This window comes from Rhizobium sp. BT04, from assembly GCF_030053135.1.
GTDB classification, from domain to species: domain Bacteria; phylum Pseudomonadota; class Alphaproteobacteria; order Rhizobiales; family Rhizobiaceae; genus Rhizobium; species Rhizobium binxianense.
Genome location: NZ_CP125652.1, coordinates 2,378,292 through 2,396,290 on the forward strand (window position 1 = coordinate 2,378,292; position 17,999 = coordinate 2,396,290).

18 protein-coding genes and 2 pseudogenes are annotated in these 17,999 nt (G+C 61.8%); 12 read left to right on the top strand and 8 right to left on the bottom strand.

Going from position 1 to position 17,999, the window contains the following annotated elements; translation table 11 throughout:
* Nucleotides 1-45: 45 nt before the first annotated feature.
* Entirely contained in the window at nt 46-1,539 is a 1,494-nt protein-coding gene (gene lysS / locus QMO82_RS20095) for a lysine--tRNA ligase (protein WP_183609436.1), read from the top strand.
* Nucleotides 1,540-1,606: 67 nt separating this feature from the next.
* Here the strand turns inward: lysS and QMO82_RS20100 are convergent, their stop codons facing one another.
* Nucleotides 1,607-2,356, bottom strand: a complete 750-nt coding sequence (locus QMO82_RS20100; RefSeq protein ID WP_183609435.1) for a hypothetical protein — start codon at nt 2,354-2,356, stop codon at nt 1,607-1,609.
* A 179-nt stretch (nt 2,357-2,535) separates the two neighbouring features.
* Between QMO82_RS20100 and QMO82_RS20105 the strand changes: the two genes are divergently transcribed.
* From QMO82_RS20105 to QMO82_RS20135, 7 genes are all read left to right on the top strand, one after another.
* Nucleotides 2,536-3,444 carry a LysR substrate-binding domain-containing protein gene (locus QMO82_RS20105; protein WP_183609434.1) on the top strand — a complete coding sequence of 303 codons (909 nt, stop codon included), beginning with the start codon at nt 2,536-2,538 and terminating at the stop codon, nt 3,442-3,444.
* A 120-nt stretch (nt 3,445-3,564) separates the two neighbouring features.
* Complete coding sequence (locus tag QMO82_RS20110; protein ID WP_183609433.1) at nt 3,565-4,725, top strand: ABC transporter substrate-binding protein; 1,161 nt, start codon at nt 3,565-3,567, stop codon at nt 4,723-4,725.
* Nucleotides 4,726-4,942: 217 nt separating this feature from the next.
* Nucleotides 4,943-5,929, top strand: coding sequence for an ABC transporter ATP-binding protein (locus QMO82_RS20115; RefSeq protein ID WP_183609432.1), 987 nt, complete (start codon nt 4,943-4,945; stop codon nt 5,927-5,929).
* Entirely contained in the window at nt 5,926-6,888 is a 963-nt protein-coding gene (locus tag QMO82_RS20120) for an ABC transporter permease (RefSeq protein ID WP_183609431.1), read from the top strand. The genes QMO82_RS20115 and QMO82_RS20120 overlap by 4 nt, the downstream gene beginning before the upstream one ends.
* Nucleotides 6,878-7,690 carry an ABC transporter permease gene (locus QMO82_RS20125; RefSeq protein ID WP_183609430.1) on the top strand — a complete coding sequence of 271 codons (813 nt, stop codon included), beginning with the start codon at nt 6,878-6,880 and terminating at the stop codon, nt 7,688-7,690. Before QMO82_RS20120 ends, QMO82_RS20125 begins: the two co-directional genes overlap by 11 nt.
* Before the next feature lie 13 nt (nt 7,691-7,703).
* Nucleotides 7,704-9,131 carry a gamma-aminobutyraldehyde dehydrogenase gene (locus QMO82_RS20130; protein WP_183609429.1) on the top strand — a complete coding sequence of 476 codons (1,428 nt, stop codon included), beginning with the start codon at nt 7,704-7,706 and terminating at the stop codon, nt 9,129-9,131.
* 118 nt (nt 9,132-9,249) lie between these two features.
* The gene (locus tag QMO82_RS20135; protein WP_003552965.1) at nt 9,250-9,423 is read left to right on the top strand and encodes a DUF1328 domain-containing protein; all 174 of its coding nucleotides are present in this window, start codon (nt 9,250-9,252) and stop codon (nt 9,421-9,423) included.
* 113 nt (nt 9,424-9,536) lie between these two features.
* On the opposite strand, the gene QMO82_RS20140 is transcribed toward QMO82_RS20135, so the two are convergent.
* From QMO82_RS20140 to tal, 3 genes are all read right to left on the bottom strand, one after another.
* Complete coding sequence (locus tag QMO82_RS20140) at nt 9,537-9,986, bottom strand: DoxX family protein (RefSeq protein WP_183609428.1); 450 nt, start codon at nt 9,984-9,986, stop codon at nt 9,537-9,539.
* A gap of 52 nt (nt 9,987-10,038) precedes the next feature.
* Entirely contained in the window at nt 10,039-10,707 is a 669-nt protein-coding gene (locus QMO82_RS20145) for a DUF1345 domain-containing protein (protein WP_183609427.1), read from the bottom strand.
* Nucleotides 10,708-10,799: 92 nt separating this feature from the next.
* Nucleotides 10,800-11,765, bottom strand: coding sequence for a transaldolase (gene tal, locus QMO82_RS20150; RefSeq protein WP_097618150.1), 966 nt, complete (start codon nt 11,763-11,765; stop codon nt 10,800-10,802).
* Between the two features lie 420 nt (nt 11,766-12,185).
* On the opposite strand from tal, the gene QMO82_RS20155 reads away from it, so the two are divergent.
* Nucleotides 12,186-13,211, top strand: coding sequence for a sugar-binding transcriptional regulator (locus QMO82_RS20155; RefSeq protein WP_183609426.1), 1,026 nt, complete (start codon nt 12,186-12,188; stop codon nt 13,209-13,211).
* Between the two features lie 48 nt (nt 13,212-13,259).
* On the opposite strand, the gene QMO82_RS20160 is transcribed toward QMO82_RS20155, so the two are convergent.
* Nucleotides 13,260-14,132 carry a bifunctional helix-turn-helix domain-containing protein/methylated-DNA--[protein]-cysteine S-methyltransferase gene (locus QMO82_RS20160; RefSeq protein ID WP_183609425.1) on the bottom strand — a complete coding sequence of 291 codons (873 nt, stop codon included), beginning with the start codon at nt 14,130-14,132 and terminating at the stop codon, nt 13,260-13,262.
* A gap of 77 nt (nt 14,133-14,209) precedes the next feature.
* Complete coding sequence (locus tag QMO82_RS20165; protein WP_183609657.1) at nt 14,210-14,707, bottom strand: DUF2244 domain-containing protein; 498 nt, start codon at nt 14,705-14,707, stop codon at nt 14,210-14,212.
* 22 nt (nt 14,708-14,729) lie between these two features.
* On the opposite strand from QMO82_RS20165, the gene nth reads away from it, so the two are divergent.
* Nucleotides 14,730-15,512 carry an endonuclease III gene (nth, locus tag QMO82_RS20170; protein WP_183609424.1) on the top strand — a complete coding sequence of 261 codons (783 nt, stop codon included), beginning with the start codon at nt 14,730-14,732 and terminating at the stop codon, nt 15,510-15,512.
* Here nth and QMO82_RS20175 read toward each other — a convergent pair.
* Nucleotides 15,477-15,892: pseudogene (locus tag QMO82_RS20175) on the bottom strand (helix-turn-helix domain-containing protein). The gene nth and the pseudogene QMO82_RS20175 overlap by 36 nt on opposite strands.
* Between QMO82_RS20175 and QMO82_RS20180 the strand changes: the two are divergent.
* A pseudogene (locus QMO82_RS20180) lies at nt 15,843-16,109 on the top strand (VOC family protein); the annotation flags it as partial. The pseudogenes QMO82_RS20175 and QMO82_RS20180 sit on opposite strands and share 50 nt — an antisense overlap.
* Before the next feature lie 23 nt (nt 16,110-16,132).
* Here QMO82_RS20180 and QMO82_RS20185 read toward each other — a convergent pair.
* Nucleotides 16,133-16,834 carry a sulfate transporter family protein gene (locus QMO82_RS20185; protein WP_183609423.1) on the bottom strand — a complete coding sequence of 234 codons (702 nt, stop codon included), beginning with the start codon at nt 16,832-16,834 and terminating at the stop codon, nt 16,133-16,135.
* A gap of 236 nt (nt 16,835-17,070) precedes the next feature.
* On the opposite strand from QMO82_RS20185, the gene QMO82_RS20190 reads away from it, so the two are divergent.
* Nucleotides 17,071-17,925 (top strand): MurR/RpiR family transcriptional regulator, encoded by an 855-nt coding sequence (locus QMO82_RS20190; RefSeq protein WP_183609422.1) that lies wholly within the window; start codon nt 17,071-17,073, stop codon nt 17,923-17,925.
* Nucleotides 17,926-17,999 lie beyond the last annotated feature (74 nt).

The window sequence follows — 17,999 nt, forward strand, 5'->3', positions numbered from 1 at the left end:
GAACCGTTGATTTAGAATTCGTGCCGCATCGATGAGGCAAAAGATATGAACGACAAGACCGAAAACACCCTCTCCTCCGACGCGACTGAGGTGCGCGCCCAGAAGCTGAAGCTGCTGCGCGAGCAGATCGGCGACGTCTATCCGGCGCATTTCCACCGGACGCTGACCAATGCCGAACTTGGCGCCAAATATGAATCACTGGAACCCGACGTCGAGACACAGGATGTCGTCACCGTCGCCGGCCGCGTCTATTCCTCGCGCAACTCGGGCATGTTCATGGATATCCATGACGCTTCCGGCAAGATCCAGATCTTCAGCCACAAGGACACGACGCCGGAAGAGGCCCGCGCCCTGCTGCCGATGATCGACATCGGCGATATCATCGGCGTCACGGGCATCGTGCGCCGCACCAAGCGCGGCGAACTGACGATCAACGCCCAGAAGATCGAAATGCTGACCAAGTCGCTGCTGCCGATGCCCGAGAAATGGCACGGCCTCTCCGACATCGAGCTGCGGTATCGCAAGCGCCATCTCGACATCATGACCAACGAGGATTCGAAGCTTCGCTTCCAGCAGCGCTCGAAGATCGTCTCCGGCATCCGCCGCTTCATGGAGAATGACGGCTTCATGGAAGTCGAAACGCCGATGCTGCAATCGATCTATGGCGGCGCCACCGCCGAGCCGTTCAAGACGCATCACAACACGCTGAAGCTCGACATGTATCTGCGCATCGCGCCGGAACTGTTCTTGAAGCGCACGCTGGTCTCGGGTCTCACCGACAAGGTCTTCGAGATCAACCGGAACTTCCGCAACGAAGGCGTCTCCACCCGGCACAATCCCGAATTCACGATGATGGAATGTTATTGGGCCTATGCCGATTACGAGGACATGATGGACCTCGTCGAGCGGCTGTTCGAAGGCCTGGCGCTCTCCATTCACGGCACGACGGAATTCGATTTCGGCGACAAGCGGTTGTCCTTCAAGGGGCCGTTCAAGCGCGTGCCGATGCCCGATGCCGTCAAGGAAGCCACCGGCATCGATTTCCTCGCCATCAAGACCGATGAAGAGGCGCGCACCGCCGCCAAGGCTGCCGGCTTCGCGGTCGAGAAGGATTGGACTTGGGGCGAATGCCTCGCCTTCATCTTCGAGGAAAAGGTCGAATCCACGCTGATCCATCCGTCGCATGTCACGCATTTCCCGAAGGATATCTCACCCTTCGCCAAGGAAGTGCCGGGTGAGCCACGCCTGGTCGAGCGTTTCGAGACCTATTGCAACGCCTGGGAACTCGGCAACGCCTTCTCGGAACTCAACGATCCCGAAGAGCAGCGCCGCCGCATGGTCGAGCAGCTCGAACAGGCGCATGCCCGTGGCGAAAAGGAAAAGCAGCTGGACGAGGAATTCCTCGACGCGATCGACCAGGGTATGCCGCCGGCAGGCGGCCTCGGCATCGGCGTCGACCGCCTGATCATGCTTCTGACCAACGCGCCGTCGATCCGCGACGTCATCCTCTTCCCGGCCCGCCGCAACAAGGCCGACTGACCGGAAGAAAACAGAGAAGAACGAAGCGGAGTGCCAGCCGGCGTTCCGCTATTTTCATGCCATCCGTTCAGTGGGCCTTGGCGGGCGCGGTTTCCGGCGGCTCTTCGGCCGGGGCTTCAGCCACCACATCGGCGCCCCCGCCCTCCGGCGCAGGCGCCGCTTCGCGTTCGGCCGGAGGGGCGGCACCATGACCGCCACCCGCAGCCTTCGTTTCCTTAGCTTTTTCGCCGTTCTTCGTCGAGCCAACCGCAACCGGATCGACGCAATCCTCCGGATCCTTGAAAGCGGCGCTGATCATGGCGACCTCGTCTGACGGCATGTCTATCCGCTCGCCGAAGAACAGCCCGTTTTCGCTGGCCTTGCCGTCATAGTAGCGCGCCGTATAGGGCTTGTCGTCGAGGCCGGGAACGGCCTTGTCGGGATGCGGGATATAGACGACATCGGCGCCGATCGCCCGGCCGCGAATGTCGGCGCGCAGGGTGGGGCCGTTCTCGTCGAGGACCACCACCTGCACCAGATCCGGCTTCTGCGCGGCATAAACGGCCTGGGCGACACGAAGTGCGGTCGTGACGCGCGTCATCCCGTCGGTCGGTTCTGTCTTGATGTATTTGCGCACCCAGACGCGGTTCTGCTTGCGGATCGTCACCAGGTTGACGTCGCTGCATTCGAGCCCGTAGCCACCACCGGCGGCACCGATCAGCCTGTCCTTGCCGACATAGATGGCCGCACCGCCGGAAACGCCCGCCAGAAGAGCGACTCCACCGATGATGATTGCCAATTTCCGGGAAGGCCGGAAGATGCGCAGTAAGGCCTTCACGCCAACTGCTCCGCCATCTGAAACTCCAACGCAGGACAAGTGCTGAGAACGTTAAGGAAATCACGTTTCCGAAAGTTTAAGTGGGCGTGTGAAGCCTGCGCCATTTAAAGAAAACACCAAAAAAGGTCCGCTTCTCCAAGCGGCTTGCCACGGCCTATTCCACCATGCTCTAAACGCTGATGGCCTTCACGCTTCGCCAGGTTCAATATTTTGTCGCCGTCGCCGAACAGGGTTCGGTGACTCGCGCTGCACAGAACCTTTCGATCTCGCAATCCTCGGTGACGGAAGCGCTGAAGGAGCTTGAAACCGACCTCGGCGTCGCGCTGTTCGAGCGCCATCCGCGCGGCCTGACGATCACCCATAACGGCCACCAGTTTCTGCGCCATGCGACCAAGATTCTGGCCTCCGTCTCCGATGCACGCACCAGTTTTTCCGGCCAGCAAAGCGCCCTCTCCGGCACGCTGAATATCGGCGTCACTTCGCTTGTCGCCGGCTACGTGCTCTCCGACCTTCTGGCGCGATACCGGCGCGCCTGTCCGGGCATCGAGGTCAGCGCCATCGAGGACAATGGCGGCTATCTCGAACACCTCCTGGTCGGCGGCGAACTGGATGTTGCCGTCATGGTGATCTCGAATCTGCGCGATCGCATGGCGCTGCAGGCGGAAATCCTCGAAACCTCGCCCTACCGTCTATGGCTGCCGATGGGCCATCTGCTGGTATCGGCCGACATCATCTCGGTCGCCGACATCGCCCGCGAACCGCTGATCATGCTGACGGTCGACGAAATCGAGGAGAACACCGGCAAGCTGCTCTCGGCGCTCGGCGCCCGCCCGCATGTCGCCTTCCGCACCCGCTCGGTGGAGGCCGTGCGCAGCCTGGTGGCGACAGGCGCCGGCGTGGCGCTGCTTCCCGATCTCGTCTATCGCCCTTGGTCGCTGGAAGGCGATCGTATCGAAAGCCGTGACGTCTCCGGTTCGCTGCCGGTCGTCCAGGTCGGCATGGTCTGGCGCAAGGGCTCCAGCCTGCCGCAGGCGGCACGCGATTTCGTCGGCATCGCCGAAAGCCTGCGCTCCGGCCGCATCCGATGATATCGGAATTTCCGATAACGCCTTTCTGATAAATGAATTTGCGAAAGCGGCTTTTTCGCGTCACCTTTTCATCCGGGAACAAACCGCCACGGAAAGTGGCACCAGACCGGGAGACGGATGATGACCAATCTGTTGAAATCCTGCACGGCGGCACTCGCCTGCCTGAGCTTTGCGACGCAGGGGATCGCCGCCGAACCGCTGAAGGCGCTCGGCAAAGCCGAAGGCGCGGTCAGCATCGTCGCCTGGGCCGGCTATATCGAGCGCGGCGAAACCGACAAGAACTACGACTGGGTCACCGATTTCGAAAAGGAGACCGGCTGCAAGGTTTCCGTCAAGACCGCCGCCACCTCGGATGAAATGGTCTCGCTGATGAACGAGGGCGGCTTCGATCTCGTCACGGCATCGGGCGACGCGTCGCTGCGCCTCATCGCCGGCAAACGTGTCCAGCCGATCAACACCGATCTGATCCCGAGCTTCAAGACCGTCGACGAGCGCCTGCAGAACGGCCCGTGGTATACGGTCGGCGGCGTGCATTACGGCGTGCCCTATCTCTGGGGGCCGAATGTGCTGATGTATAATACCGATGCCTTCAAGGACAAGGCGCCAACCAGCTGGAACGTCGTCTTCGAGGAGCAGACGCTGCCCGACGGCAAATCGAACAAGGGCCGCGTCCAGGCCTATGATGGCGCGATCTATATCGCCGACGCCGCCATGTATCTGATGGCCCACAAGCCGGATCTCGGCATCAAGGATCCCTATGAACTGACCGAGGACCAGTACAAGGCCGCCCTCGACCTCTTGCGCGGCCAGCGCAAGCTGGTCTCCCGCTACTGGCACGACGCGATGATCCAGATCGACGACTTCAAGAATGAAGGCGTCGTCGCCTCCGGCTCCTGGCCCTTCCAGGTCAACCTGCTGCAGGCCGACAAGCAGAAGATCGCCTCCACCTTCCCGGAGGAAGGCGTCACCGGCTGGGCCGACACGACCATGCTGCACGCCGACAGCGAGCATCCGAACTGCGCCTATATGTGGATGGAACATTCACTGAAGGCCAAGGTCCAGGGCGATGCAGCCGCGTGGTTCGGCGCCGTGCCCTCCGTTCCCGCCGCCTGCAAGGGCAACGAGCTGATGGGCGACACCGGCTGCGCCACCAACGGCTTCGATCACTTCGACAAGATCAAGTTCTGGAAGACCCCGGTCGCCAAATGCACGACGCAGAGCGAATGCGTGCCCTATCATCGCTGGGTGTCGGATTATATCGGCGTGATCGGCGGGCGGTGAATCGGGCCGGTCCGCGGGGGTAAAGTCCCCTCCCCAACCCCTCCCCACAAGGGGGAGGGGCTGCGAGTGGCACCGTCGAATCCTGCCGAAACGCCAAGGTATTTGCGAAAGGGTACGGCAGGTTAAGCCCCTCCCCCTTGTGGGGAGGGGTTTGGGGCGGGGTCTTCAATAACCAAGACCGAGCCCTCTCTAAACATCCAAGATCTGGAGCCCTCAAATGACGTCAGCCGTCCGTTTCCAGCAGGTATCGCGCCATTTCGGCCAGGTGCGCGCCGTCGACGGCGTCGATCTCGAAATCGCGCCGGGCGAATTCTTCGCCATGCTCGGACCCTCCGGCTCCGGCAAGACGACGTGTCTCCGATTGATCGCCGGCTTCGAACAGCCGACATCAGGCCATATCCAGATCTTCGGCGAGACGGCCGACGGCGTTCCGCCCTATCGCCGCAACGTCAACACCGTGTTCCAGGACTACGCGCTCTTCCCGCATCTCAACATTCTCGACAATGTCGCCTATGGGCTGATGGTCAAGGGCGTCGGCAAGGCGGAACGGATGAAGGCTGCCGGCGATGCCCTCGAACTCGTCAAGCTGCCGGGTTATGGCGGCCGCCGCCCCGGCCAGCTGTCCGGCGGCCAGCGGCAGCGCGTGGCGCTCGCCCGCGCGCTGGTCAACAAGCCGAAGGTGCTGCTGCTCGACGAACCGCTCGGCGCACTCGACCTGAAACTGCGCGAGCAGATGCAGGAGGAATTGAAGAGCCTGCAGCGCGCCCTCGGCATCACCTTCGTCTTCGTCACCCACGATCAGGGCGAGGCGCTGTCCATGGCCGATCGCGTCGCCGTTTTCAACGACGGCAACATCGTTCAGCAAGGCACGCCGCAGGATATCTACCGCTGCCCGAAGACCCGCTTCGTCGCCGATTTCGTCGGCTCCTCAAACGTCATCGCGCCTGATCTGATGGCCTCGCTCGGCGGCGAGAAGCGCTGGGCAAGCCTCCGTCCCGAAGCGATCCGGCTGGCAAGCGACGGCGTCGAGGCGAAAGTCGAAAACGCAAGCTTCCTGGGCGCAGCCACCCGTCTCAGCGTCGATCTCAAGGGCAGCCGGCTGCACGTCATGCTGCCTGCGGGCGCGCCCGTGCCCGATGTCGGCGCCGGCATCCGTCTCGCCTGGCAACCTGCCGATATCCACTATATGGATGATGCGGCATGACAACCCTCACCATGTCAGGCGGCAAGACATCGATCCTTCCGGGGCGCGGCGGTTTCTTCGGCCAATTGTCGGATGCTTTCTGGCGGCGCCCGAAGCTGCTGCTCTTCCTGATGCTGACGCCGCCGCTGCTCTGGCTGGGGATCATCTATATCGGCTCGCTGATCGCCCTGCTTCTGCAGAGCTTCTTTTCGATCGACGATTTCTCCGGCCTGGTGAATTACGAATTCACCCTCTCGACCTATGCCCAGCTTCTCAGCCCGACGAATTTCGACATCATCATCCGCACCGTCGTCATGGCAGCGCTGGTCACCATCGCTTCTGCCCTGATCGCCTTTCCGATCGCTTACTACGCGGCGCGTTATGCGCAAGGCAAATGGAAGGCGCTGTTTTATCTCGGCGTCATGCTGCCACTCTGGTCGAGCTATCTCGTCAAGATCTATGCCTGGAAGCTGATCCTTGCCAAGGAAGGCATCCTTACCTGGATCTTCGAAAAGCTCCATCTCTCCCGGCTGCTCGACGGCATCCTGAACCTGCCTATCATCGGCGGTAACTCGCTGTCGGTGAGCTACCTCGGCACCTTCATCGTCTTCGTCTATATCTGGCTTCCCTATATGGTCCTGCCGACGCAGGCAGCCCTCGAGCGTGTGCCCGGCAACCTGATCGAGGCTTCGGCCGATCTCGGCGCCACGCCACGCCAGACCTTCCGCACCGTGCTGCTGCCCTTGGCGCTGCCCGGCATTGTCGCCGGCTCGATCTTCACCTTCTCGCTGACATTGGGCGATTACATCATCCCGCAGATCATCGGCTCGTCCAGGCTATTCATCGGCCAGGCGGTCTATGCCCAGCAGGGAACGGCCGGCAACGTGCCGCTGGCGGCCGCCTTCTCGGTCGTGCCGATCGTCATCATGGCGCTCTATCTCTCGCTCGCCAAGAAGATGGGGGCTTTTGATGCGCTCTGATCTTAAGACCTCGCCGCTGCCTTTGAAGATCGCAGCTGCCGTCGGCCTCCTCTTCCTGCACCTGCCGATCCTGCTGATCTTCGTCTATGCCTTCACCACCGAGGAAAAGAGTTATCAATGGCCGCCGCCCGGCCTGACGCTGCAGTGGTTCACTGTTGCGTGGAACCGGCCGGATGTCTGGTCGGCGCTCGGGCTTTCCGTGCAGGTCGCCGTCATCGCCACCGCGATCGCGCTGATCCTCGGCACGCTCTGTGCGGCAGCCGTCAGCCAGACGAAATTTTTCGGCCGCGAGGCGATCTCGCTGCTGGTTATCCTGCCGATCGCCCTTCCCGGCATCATCACCGGCATAGCGCTGCGCTCCGCCTTCAGCCTGTTCGACATCCCGTTTTCGGTCTGGACCATCGTGCTCGGCCACGCCACTTTCTGCGTGGTCGTCGTCTACAACAATGCCGTCGCCCGCTTCCGCCGCACATCCGGCTCGCTGATCGAGGCGTCGATGGATCTCGGCGCCGACGGCTTCCAGACTTTCCGCCATGTCATCCTGCCGAATATCGGCACCGCCCTTCTGGCCGGCGGCATGCTGGCTTTCGCGCTGTCCTTCGACGAGGTCATCGTCACCACCTTCACCGGCGGCCAGCAATCGACCTTGCCGATCTGGATGCTCGAAGAACTCATTCGCCCGCGCCAGCGCCCCGTCACCAATGTGGTCGCCATGGTCGTGGTGCTCGTCACCTTCCTGCCGATCCTGGCAGCCTACTACCTCACCCGCGACGGCGACCAGATCGCCGGCGCCGGCAAATAACAGGGAGAACATCATGGATATCCAAATGCTGATCGGGTCCCGCTTCGAAAAAGGCACGGAGACGGAAGAGCACATCCTGAACCCGAAGACCGGCGAGACGGTGATCGACCTTCCCGAGGCCTCACTTTCCCAAATCGACGCCGCCGTCGATGCCGCCGAAAAAGCCTTCGCAAGCTGGTCGCAGACGACGCCGGGCGAGCGTTCCGGTTACCTGCTGAAGATCGCCGACGCGATCGAAAAGGATGCCGCGGGCTTCGCGACGCTGGAGGCTTTGAATTGCGGCAAGCCGATCAATGCAGTGCTGAACGACGAGATCCCGGCGATCGTCGATTGTTATCGCTTCTTCGCCGGCGCCGTGCGCAACCTGCACGGCCCGGCCGCCGGCGAATACCTGCCCGGCCACACCTCGATGATCCGCCGCGATCCGATCGGCATCGTCGGCTCGATCGCGCCGTGGAACTATCCGCTGATGATGATGGCCTGGAAGCTGGCGCCGGCGATCGCCGGCGGCAACACCGTCGTCTTCAAGCCTTCGGAACAGACGCCGCTGACGGCGCTGAAAATGGCAAAACTACTCTCCGAAATCCTTCCCGAAGGCGTCGTCAACGTCATCCTCGGCCGCGGCGAAAGCGTCGGCAACGCCCTGATCAACCACGCCAAGATCGGCATGATCTCGATCACCGGCGATGTCGCGACCGGCAAGAAGGTGCTGCAGGCCGCCGCCAAGACGGTCAAGCGCACCCATCTGGAACTCGGCGGCAAGGCGCCGGTCATCGTCTTCGACGATGCCGATATCGATGCCGTCGTGTCCGGCATCCGCACCTTCGGCTATTACAATGCCGGCCAGGACTGCACCGCCGCCTGCCGCATCTATGCCGATGCCAAGGTCTACGACAACTTCGTCGCCGACCTCTCCTCGGCCGTCGCGAGCATCCGCTTCAACCAGGCCGACGATACCGAAAACGAAATCGGTCCGCTGATCTCCAGGCGCCAGCGCGACCGCGTCGAAAGCTTCGTCGCCCGCGCCTCCGAACACAAGCACATGGAGATCACCACCGGCGGAAAGGTCTCCGGCGACAAGGGCTTCTTCTTCGCCCCGACCGTCATAGCAGGCGCCCAGCAGGACGACGAGATCGTCCGCCGCGAGGTCTTCGGCCCGGTCGTCTCGGTCACCCGCTTTTCCCAGGCCGACGATGCCATTGCCTGGGCAAACGACAGCGACTACGGCCTCGCCTCCTCCGTCTGGACCAGGGATATCGGCCGCGGCATGAAGACCGCCGCCCGCCTGCAATATGGCTGCACCTGGATCAACACGCACTTCATGCTGGCCAACGAGATGCCGCATGGCGGCCTCAAACAGTCGGGCTACGGCAAGGACATGTCGGTCTACGCGCTGGAAGACTACACCGCCGTGCGCCACGTGATGATCAATCACGGCTGAGCGTCTGCATCGAAAGGCCGGCAGACGCCACGGTTCTATCGCGTTATTCCGTTCTACACGATCCGGAACAATTTCCCGGCTGCGGCGTCTTTCTCAGGCAAACGAAAAGGATGATGTCATGCTGAAATGGGCTCTGATTTTTTTCGTGATTTCGATCATCGCCGGCTTCTTCGGCTTCTCCGGCGTCTCCGCAGCCACCGCAACGATCGCCCGCGTTCTCTTCGGGATTGCACTGGTGATCTTCCTGATCTTCCTGGTCCTTGCGCTGATGGCCGGCCAAGCGATCTTGTGAGCAGAAACGCAGCCCCTCCGTCACCTTGTTTCTAATGACAGGGCGCGGTGAGCGTCTGGGGCGGCGTCCCTTTAGCACGTGGTCTTTCAAGATGATATCGCTTCGGCGCATGCTTACGACAATACCGCCCTGAGCCAGGGATGCATTCTGTTTGTTCGCTTTCGCAGCAGCCTGTCGATCGATATCGATCCCGCACCTGAAGCCGTCAGCACGAACATGCCGCCGGCAATCGCCAGGTCCTTCTCGAAATGCAGCAGCTCGTTCTGGCTTGCGAAATTCGTGTGGAAGAGCAAGGCGGTCGCCAGGCAGAAGAGCCCCAGCGCCAGTGCACCAAGCCGGGTGAGGAAGCCTGTCGCAAGGGAAAGGCCGGCACCGAGCTGAAGGGCAATGGTGGCAAATGCCACCGGCGCCGACAGCCCCAGTTTTGCGAAAGTGTCGAGCGTCGCGGTGATATCCGAGGCGAGTACCAAGCCTTCGTGCAGGAAGATCAGCGACAGCAGCAGCCTGCCCAGGAGAAGAATGAGATCGGCCGGCCGGGGCCGGCTTGAGGCGCTGTCCATCATACCCTCCGTTTTGAAGAGCAGGTGATTGGCCACCCGCTCCGGCAAGGCCGCATTATAGCAGGCTCGCCCCGACATTGATCGCCAGCGCCAGGATCGTCGTGTTGAACAGGAACGACAGCACGGCATGCAGCAGCGTCAGCTTGCGCATGCTGGTCGAACTGACCGCGACATCCGCCGTCTGCGCGGCAACGCCGATGGTGAAGGAGAAATAGAGGAAGTCCCAGTAGCCCGGCTCTTCGATCCCGTCGGGAAACTTGAGGCCGCCCTCCTCGTCCGCCCCACCATAGAAATAATGGGCATAGTGGATGGTGAAAAGCGTATGCAGGAAGATCCAGGAGATCAGGATGGTCAAAATCGCCGCACCTGCCCGTGCCAGCGCAACGTCAGGTGCTGCCTCCTTGATCGAATGAAGCTCGATGCCGATGCCGGCGATGCTGGCAAGGGCGGTACCGATCGAAAGAGCCAGGAGGACGGTGTCGGAGAAATCGAGATCCGCGGAGCGTTTGCGGATGCTTTCGACCGTCGCCCGCAGCATCTTGCGCCAGCTGAGCGCGACAAAAACGCCGGCGCTGACATTCCAGCCGAACAGGATATTGCCGGCGCTGACCTCACGCGAGGTCACAGCCAGGAAGACCGCCAGTCCGGCAAGAGCGGCGATGATGAAGGTCGCATGCTTATAGGCAAATGCCGCAAGCGAATTTGCCTTTTCCTCATCCGCCATATCGGTCTCCGACAGCATATGCCCTTGATAACAGCACGAAAAAGGCGCGCCTGCCAGCCGGCAGCCGCGCCTGCGATTGCATGCCGTGCCTATCAGGCGGCGGCGAGCTGCAGTTCCTTCTGCACCATGCTGCGCAACGTTCCCAGATCCTTGGCAAAGGCGCGGATGCCTTCGGCGAGTTTTTCCGTCGCCATCGCGTCTTCGTTCATCAGCCAGCGGAAGGTCTTCTCGTCGACCGAGACCTTCGGATCCGGCTTGCGACTATCAGGCGAGAGCTTGCGCTCCAGCTTGCCCTCATCCTTGGCGAGCTCGTCGAGCAGGTTCGGGCTGATCGTCAGGCGGTCGCAGCCGGCAAGGGCTTCAATTTCGCCGGCGCTGCGGAAGGAAGCGCCCATGACGATCGTCTTGATGTCGTTGGCCTTGTAGTAGTTGTAGATTTCACGGACGGAGATGACGCCCGGATCTTCCTCGGCGGTGAAGTCCTTGCCGGTCGATTTCTTGTACCAGTCGAGGATACGGCCGACGAAGGGCGAGATCAGGAATACCTTGGCGTCGGCGCAGGCAATCGCCTGGGCCTTGCTGAAGAGGAGCGTCAGGTTGCAGTCGATGCCTTCCTTCTGCAGCACTTCCGCGGCGCGGATGCCTTCCCAGGTGGAGGCGAGCTTGATGAGGATGCGGTCCTGATCGATGCCGCGATCCTTGTAGGCGGCGATGATCGCGCGCGCCTTGGCAAGCGAAGCCTCGGTATCGAAGGAAAGATCGGCGTCGACTTCGGTCGAGACGCGGCCTGGGACGAGCTTCACCAGGGCGGCGCCGACGGAGATGGCGAGGCGATCGGCGACGGCCGATGAAACGGCTTCAGGATTGCCGCCCTGCTTCTTGCCCCAGGCGACGGCTTCCTTGATGGCGTCGGCGAACATCGGCGTGCCGAGCGCCTTCAGCACGATGCTCGGGTTCGTCGTGCAATCCACCGGCTTCAGGCGGGCAACGGCCTCGATGTCGCCGGTATCGGCGACGACGGTGGTAATCTCGCGAAGTTGGTCAAGCTTGGATGTCATGGTCAATAATCCTTGTTGAACTTGGGCTGCGACCGGCGCGCGTTCCGCCCGGCAAAGGTGATCTACCGACAGGTTGTTTGCAAGCTGCAGGCGAAAATGCGCGCATCCGTCACGGATGATTCATAAACGTGAAGCACAGTCGCCATGTTCCGGCCGCCAGCGAACGGCGGCTCGAACACAAGCGATGCCGCCTGCGGCTGGAAGGCCGGTCGTGACTTTCGGGATGCCCGCACTATGTCCTCCTCGATGGACAAGAACGACTTGTGTCGTCAGGACTATCGACATTCGCCCAGGGAAAAGTCAAGGACATTTGTGCATTTCAATTGACATAAGTGTCACACCCGTCATTATCCGCCCAACAAAATGACGTCACGCCTTTCATCCCAGGGGGGATCTGGGGCGAATTCGTGCGGAGGCGATGTGGTCAAGCTCAAACGCGGCACACACACGGCTTATTCCGAGGCATCCTCGCTGCGGCTCAGGGCGGCATGGCTCTATTATAACGAGGGGCTGACCCAGAAAGACGTCGCCGAACAGCTCGGCATCAGCCGTACCACCGTCATCCGCCTGCTCGACGAGGCGATGAAGCGCAGCGAAGTCCAGATCTGGATCAACGATTCGATCGGCGACTGCGTTGAACTTTCGGTGAAGCTGGAGCGCGCCTACGGCCTCGACGAGGCGATCGTCGTGCCCGCACCGTTCAATGGCGACGTCAATGCGCTGGCGAAAAATGTCGGCCTGGCGCTTGGCCAGTTCCTCTCCGAAGCCATCCCCGACGACTACACCATCGGCGTCGGCTGGGGCCGCACCATGACCGCCTCGCTGTCGAGCTTCCGGCCGCCGCGCCGCACCAATTGCAAGGTCGTTTCGCTGCTCGGTGGCATCGTCGCCGTGCACCAGACCAACCCGATCGATTACACATGGCGGCTGGCAAATCAGCTCGGCGCCGAATGTTACATGTTCCTGGCGCCGCTTCTCGTTGATTCCATCGAGACCAAACGCAATCTGATCGAGAAATGCGGGTTGGACACGATCTACCGTCTGGCCGAGAATCTCGACCTGGCGATCGTCAGCTGCGGCGATATCGGCCCGCATTCGACCTCGCTGTCGGAGGGCTGGATCTCCAAGGCCGAGTTGCAGGAACTGATCGATGCCGGCTGCGTCTGCGACACCATGTTCAACTTCCTCGACAAGGATGGCAATTCGGTCGACCACTCGATCAATCGTCGCGTCATGTCCGTCGATCTCGACACGCTGAAGGAGGCCAAACATATCGTGCTCTCCTCCGGCGGCGCCCACCGGGCCGTGGCGATCCGCGCCACGATCAAGCGCATCGGCTGCAACACGCTGATCACCGATGAAAGTGCCGCACGGGCGCTGCTCGAAGTGGCAGAGACCGCGCCGCCCGTCTCTTCGCCCCAGCGGGAAGAAGTGTCAGAGCGATAGCGAACGACGTAAGTGGAAACGACGGCCGCTCCGCCCCGGGAAACGCCATCAGGCGTGCGCCGATTCCCAGCCGAGCATTGCCCGTTTGCGGGTGAGGCCCCAATGGTAGCCCGTCAGCGCGCCGTTCTTGCCGAGCGCCCGATGGCAGGGCACCACGAAGGAGATCGGGTTTGCCCCGACCGCCGCACCCACGGCGCGCTGCGCCGTCGGCCGGCCGATATCGCTGGCGATATCTGAATAGGTGACCGCCTTGCCGAACGGGATCTTCAGCAGGCTCTGCCAGACACGCACCTGGAAGTCGGTGCCGATCAGCACGACGCGCAGCGGCTGTTCGGAAGACCACTTGCCGGGCTCGAAGATACGGGCGGCATAGGGCACCGTTGCCTGCAGGTCCTCGACATAAGAGGCGTTCGGCCAGCGGCAGGTCATATCCTCGAGGCAGGCCCTCTCATCGCCGGAATCGCTGAAGGCGAGGCCGGCAAGGCCGCGGTCGGTCACCAGGATCAGCGCCATGCCAAAAGGGCAGATGTGGAAACCGTAGCGGATGGTGAGACCGCCGCCCTTGGCCTTCCATTCGCCGGGCGACATTGCCTCATGGGTGACGAAAAGGTCGTGCAGCCGGCTCGGCCCGGAGAGGCCGACCTCGATCGACGTCTCGAGCAGCGGCATGTCTTCGCTGCGCAGCAGCCGCTTGGCGTGGTCGAGCGTCACCGCCTGCAGGAAGCCTTTGGGCGACAGACCGGCCCAGCGGGTGAAGGTCTTCTGCAACTGCGTCGGCGACTGATTGAGCCGCGCGGCGATCGCCTCCAGCGAAGGCTGGTCGCGATAGTCCTCGGTGATGAGTTCGATGACCCGACGGACGATATCATAATCAGGGCCTTCAGGCGTGATGTCTGTCTGCAGGTTCGCAATCATATCCATGGTCTTTCTCCTTGTCACAAGGAGATAATCAATAGGCCCGGGGTAAACCACCCGATTCTTGCGCGCGCCTGATAGTCTCAGATCCGCTGCTTGACCGTCGCGAGCGCTCCCTTGAAGGCTTTGGCGAAGCTTTCGCGGTCATCGGGATTGAGGAAGGAGCCGATATCCGTGCGCCGGCCCTCGCCGAAAATATGCATGGACAGGATGCCGATCTCCTGGTGCCGGCGCACGCGGAAGCGCGCCCAGAACGGATTGAAATGATGCTCCACCATCCGCCCCGACGGCGCAAACTTGCGCACCGAAACATCCGTGCGCGACACCGTGACCTCCTCGCGGGCCCTTCCGGAGCGGTAGCTCAGCCAGAAGGCGCCATAGAGAAGCACGAAGTCCAGACCGAAGAAGAAGCCGATCGGCCAGGCGCCGGTCGCGACGAAGAACATGCCGTAGAGAAAACAGACCGCACCCGATAAGGCAAGCAACACCTTGAAGCCCCGGCGGCCGAGCGACCGGTGGGGGAAAAGCGCAGCGGCGAAAACAGGCTGCTCGTTGGAGCTGTTGGCGTTGCTTTCCATCATAGCCGGTGAGTATAGATTCCCCATGGCGAATCCGAAACTTAAATCCGTTGGCAAACCGTCGCAAAACTCGAATGTGATCGCCCGCCGCAAACCGGCGGCGGCGGTGAAGACCGCCTATTCACTGGCCGAGCGCGAGGAGATCTTCCGCCGCTTCTCGGTGCAGCGGCCGGAACCGAGGGGCGAGCTCGAGCACAGCAATCCCTTCACCCTCGTCGTCGCCGTCGCACTGTCGGCGCAGGCCACCGATGTCGGCGTCAACAAGGCGACACGCGCCCTCTTCAAGGTTGCCGATACGCCGGAAAAGATGCTCGAACTCGGCGAGGAGCGGCTGCGCGACTATATCAGGACGATCGGCCTTTATCGCAACAAGGCGAAAAACGTCATCGCGCTCTCGCAGATGCTGGTCGATGAGTTCGGCGGTACGGTGCCGGAAACGCGTGACGAACTGGTGAAATTGCCGGGCGTCGGCCGCAAGACCGCCAACGTCGTGCTGTCCATGGCCTTCGGCCAGGCGACGATGGCCGTCGACACCCACATCTTCCGCATCGCTAACCGCATCCGGCTTGCCCCCGGCAAAACGCCCGACGAAGTCGAGGCCCGGCTGATGAAAGTGATTCCGCAACACTACCTCTACCACGCCCATCACTGGCTGATCCTGCACGGACGCTATACCTGCAAGGCACGCCGTCCGGAATGTGAGCGCTGCGTCATCGCCGATATCTGCAAATCGCCGGAAAAGAGCTGGGATGTGGCGGCGCCGCTCGTCGAGCTACCGCCGCAGGTGATCGGCGAGACCGTCGAGTAGAACAGCGATCGCCTGCTCGTAGTGACCCCTTTCCGCGCCAGCCTCGATCGCAATCGCCGCGCGGTCGAAGGCCCCGCCGATAACATCGACGTCAGCGGGTCGAGCATAGCGCCGGCCTCCGGAAGCATGGCGGCAAGGCCTGCCTGCAGCGTCGCTTCCGCATTCTCGGCATCGATCGCCACCACTACCGCTTGCGCCTAGCATTCGACCACCGCGCGAAAAAGCGCCTTCTTGTCTTCATCTTCAAAATGATGATAGAGCGCGCCACGCGTCACACCCGCCTCCGTCACGATCTCCGGCGTCGCCGTTTCGGCATAACCTTTCTCGACGAATATCGCCCTTGCCATCCTCAATGGCAGCCACGAGGCCATCCCGGCCATCGCCCGCGGCAAGATTTCAGGCCTGCTGCTCAATTTCGAGGTCGCCGATGTCGACGCGATCTATGCGGCCTGCCGGAACGCCGGCCTGCCGATTTTGCGGGAGATCCGCGATGAGGATTTCGGCCAGCGGCATTTCATCACCGCCGATCCGAACGGCGTGCTGATCGACATCATCATACCGATGCCGCCGAGCGCCGAATTTGCAGCGATGTACGACGCTCCGCCCTGCCCGGCTGAGCCTCAGGTGTCGCGTGCAGAAATCAGCTTGTGCAGATGCACCATCATGCCGGCGGCAAAGAGCGGCGTCAGAAGATTGACGAACGGGATCGCCAGGAAAAGGGCGATCACCAGCCCGCCGAGAAAGACGGTGGAAGCATGTCTGGCGCGGAAAAGCCGCGCCTCCTGAGGCGAACGGAAGCGCATGGCGGCGAATTCGAAGAATTCCCGTCCAAGCAGATAGCCGTTCACCAGAAAGAAGGCGACCAGATTGACGCCGGGGATGAACAGCAGCAGCAAGGCGACGATATTGCCGAGGATCACCACGCCGAGGAACTTGATCGAGCTTGCCATCGCCGGGCCGAGCGGCATGGCGGTGCCCGGCGCGTCCTTGGGATAGTCGCGTTTTTCGATGACTTCGGCGACATCGTCGAGAAACAGGCCGGCGATCAGCGCCGTGACCGGCGAAAGCAGCAGCGCCAGCATCAGCGCAAGGCCGATACCGGCAAGGATCGCGAAGATGAAAGCGAGCCATCCCGCCCAATCCGGCACATCGGGAAAGAAGCTCGTCAGCCAGGGAAAGAGGAAAGCCATGAAGGCCCCACGCAGCGCGAACCACAGACCGACCAGCACGAGGACTGTCAGGCCGAGCACTTTCCAGAAGACTGCGCGTGTTTCCGGCGCGAACAAATTGGCGAGCGATAATCGAGCGGCGGCAAGAATCATTGTCTCAGGCGTCTCCGGTTGCGCGGAAGATGTAGGAAAGATGGAGACCGGCCACAAGAGAGAATAAAATTGCATGTGGTAATAGAAAACTTGTCGAAAATTAAATGCTAATATAGTATTGTTACGTATCCAAATATGCATGAGCCTGAGAAGCAGCTTCCGAAATAGTTGCAAAGACGAGGGGTCGCAACAGCGCGTCCGCGGAACGCCTCTGAGGAAAAACGGGGGAGGCTGATGTGGAAGACTTTGTGCAAAAACTCAGGCAATACGCAAAAACCGGCACGCCGGCCGAACGCCGTATCGCGAAATATTTCACCGAACACCTGAACGACCTGCCGTTCGAGACAGCGGCGTCCGTCGCCGACCGGCTGGATCTGTCGCCGATGACCGTCGGGCGCTTCCTGCGCGCGCTCGGCTACCAGGGATTGGACAGCGTCAAAGTAGAGATACGCGAGACCGTGACGACATCGCCGGCGCAATTGCAAAGCGCCATGAGCGAGCTGCATCAGGACGCCGCGGAGGGCAAACCGCTCGCCGTGCTGGTTGCCGAGCAGATCCAGGCGCTCCACCATATCTATCATCTGACGGCGCAGCCGCACTGGTCCGAAGCCGTCAGCTTGATCAGCACGGCCCGCGAAATATCGATCGCCACGCATGCCCGGCTGGCGAGCCTTGCCCATCATTTCTGCCAGCGGCTGACGCAAGCCCGTGACGGCGTGCGCACGCTCGACGGCGCCGACAACCGTTTTGCCGAACTCTTCGCCCGGCTGGCGGTCGACGACGCGCTGCTCGTCATCATCGATTGTCGCCGCTTCGCCAAGGCGCGCCTGCTTGCCCGAACCGCTCGGCGCTACGGCTATAAGGTCGTGCTCATTTCACCGCAGCAAGCGGACTGGATGGCGGATCAGTCGAATGTGATGCTGCCCTTGCCGCCCGCGCGCGCGCCCGATCTGGACAATCTTCCACCGCTGATCGCGTTGCTCGACTGCCTGTCGGAATCGGTCATCCTAGAAGTCGGGGAAGAGGCCGCCCTTCGCCGCCGCCGCATGATGGAATTCGCGACCGTCCTCGGTGAGACGGCGAACCACTAATCCGATTGAACACGGCGCTTTTGGCGGCTTGTGCGGTTCAGCTTTTAACGGAAGCGCAGAACCGCTCTATCCTT

Bases quoted from the DNA above. Each gene is read 5' to 3' on its own strand.
- lysS (WP_183609436.1), top strand. From the start codon at position 46: ATGAACGACAAGACCGAAAACACCCTCTCCTCCGACGCGACTGAGGTG.
- tal (WP_097618150.1), bottom strand. From the start codon at position 11,765: ATGACATCCAAGCTTGACCAACTTCGCGAGATTACCACCGTCGTCGCC.
- QMO82_RS20135 (WP_003552965.1), top strand. From the start codon at position 9,250: ATGCTGAAATGGGCTCTGATTTTTTTCGTGATTTCGATCATCGCCGGC.
- QMO82_RS20185 (WP_183609423.1), bottom strand. From the start codon at position 16,834: ATGATTCTTGCCGCCGCTCGATTATCGCTCGCCAATTTGTTCGCGCCG.
- QMO82_RS20120 (WP_183609431.1), top strand. From the start codon at position 5,926: ATGACAACCCTCACCATGTCAGGCGGCAAGACATCGATCCTTCCGGGG.
- QMO82_RS20115 (WP_183609432.1), top strand. From the start codon at position 4,943: ATGACGTCAGCCGTCCGTTTCCAGCAGGTATCGCGCCATTTCGGCCAG.
- QMO82_RS20160 (WP_183609425.1), bottom strand. From the start codon at position 14,132: ATGGATATGATTGCGAACCTGCAGACAGACATCACGCCTGAAGGCCCT.
- QMO82_RS20105 (WP_183609434.1), top strand. From the start codon at position 2,536: ATGGCCTTCACGCTTCGCCAGGTTCAATATTTTGTCGCCGTCGCCGAA.
- QMO82_RS20145 (WP_183609427.1), bottom strand. From the start codon at position 10,707: ATGGCGGATGAGGAAAAGGCAAATTCGCTTGCGGCATTTGCCTATAAG.
- QMO82_RS20140 (WP_183609428.1), bottom strand. From the start codon at position 9,986: ATGATGGACAGCGCCTCAAGCCGGCCCCGGCCGGCCGATCTCATTCTT.
- QMO82_RS20110 (WP_183609433.1), top strand. From the start codon at position 3,565: ATGACCAATCTGTTGAAATCCTGCACGGCGGCACTCGCCTGCCTGAGC.
- QMO82_RS20125 (WP_183609430.1), top strand. From the start codon at position 6,878: ATGCGCTCTGATCTTAAGACCTCGCCGCTGCCTTTGAAGATCGCAGCT.
- QMO82_RS20130 (WP_183609429.1), top strand. From the start codon at position 7,704: ATGGATATCCAAATGCTGATCGGGTCCCGCTTCGAAAAAGGCACGGAG.
- QMO82_RS20165 (WP_183609657.1), bottom strand. From the start codon at position 14,707: ATGATGGAAAGCAACGCCAACAGCTCCAACGAGCAGCCTGTTTTCGCC.
- nth (WP_183609424.1), top strand. From the start codon at position 14,730: ATGGCGAATCCGAAACTTAAATCCGTTGGCAAACCGTCGCAAAACTCG.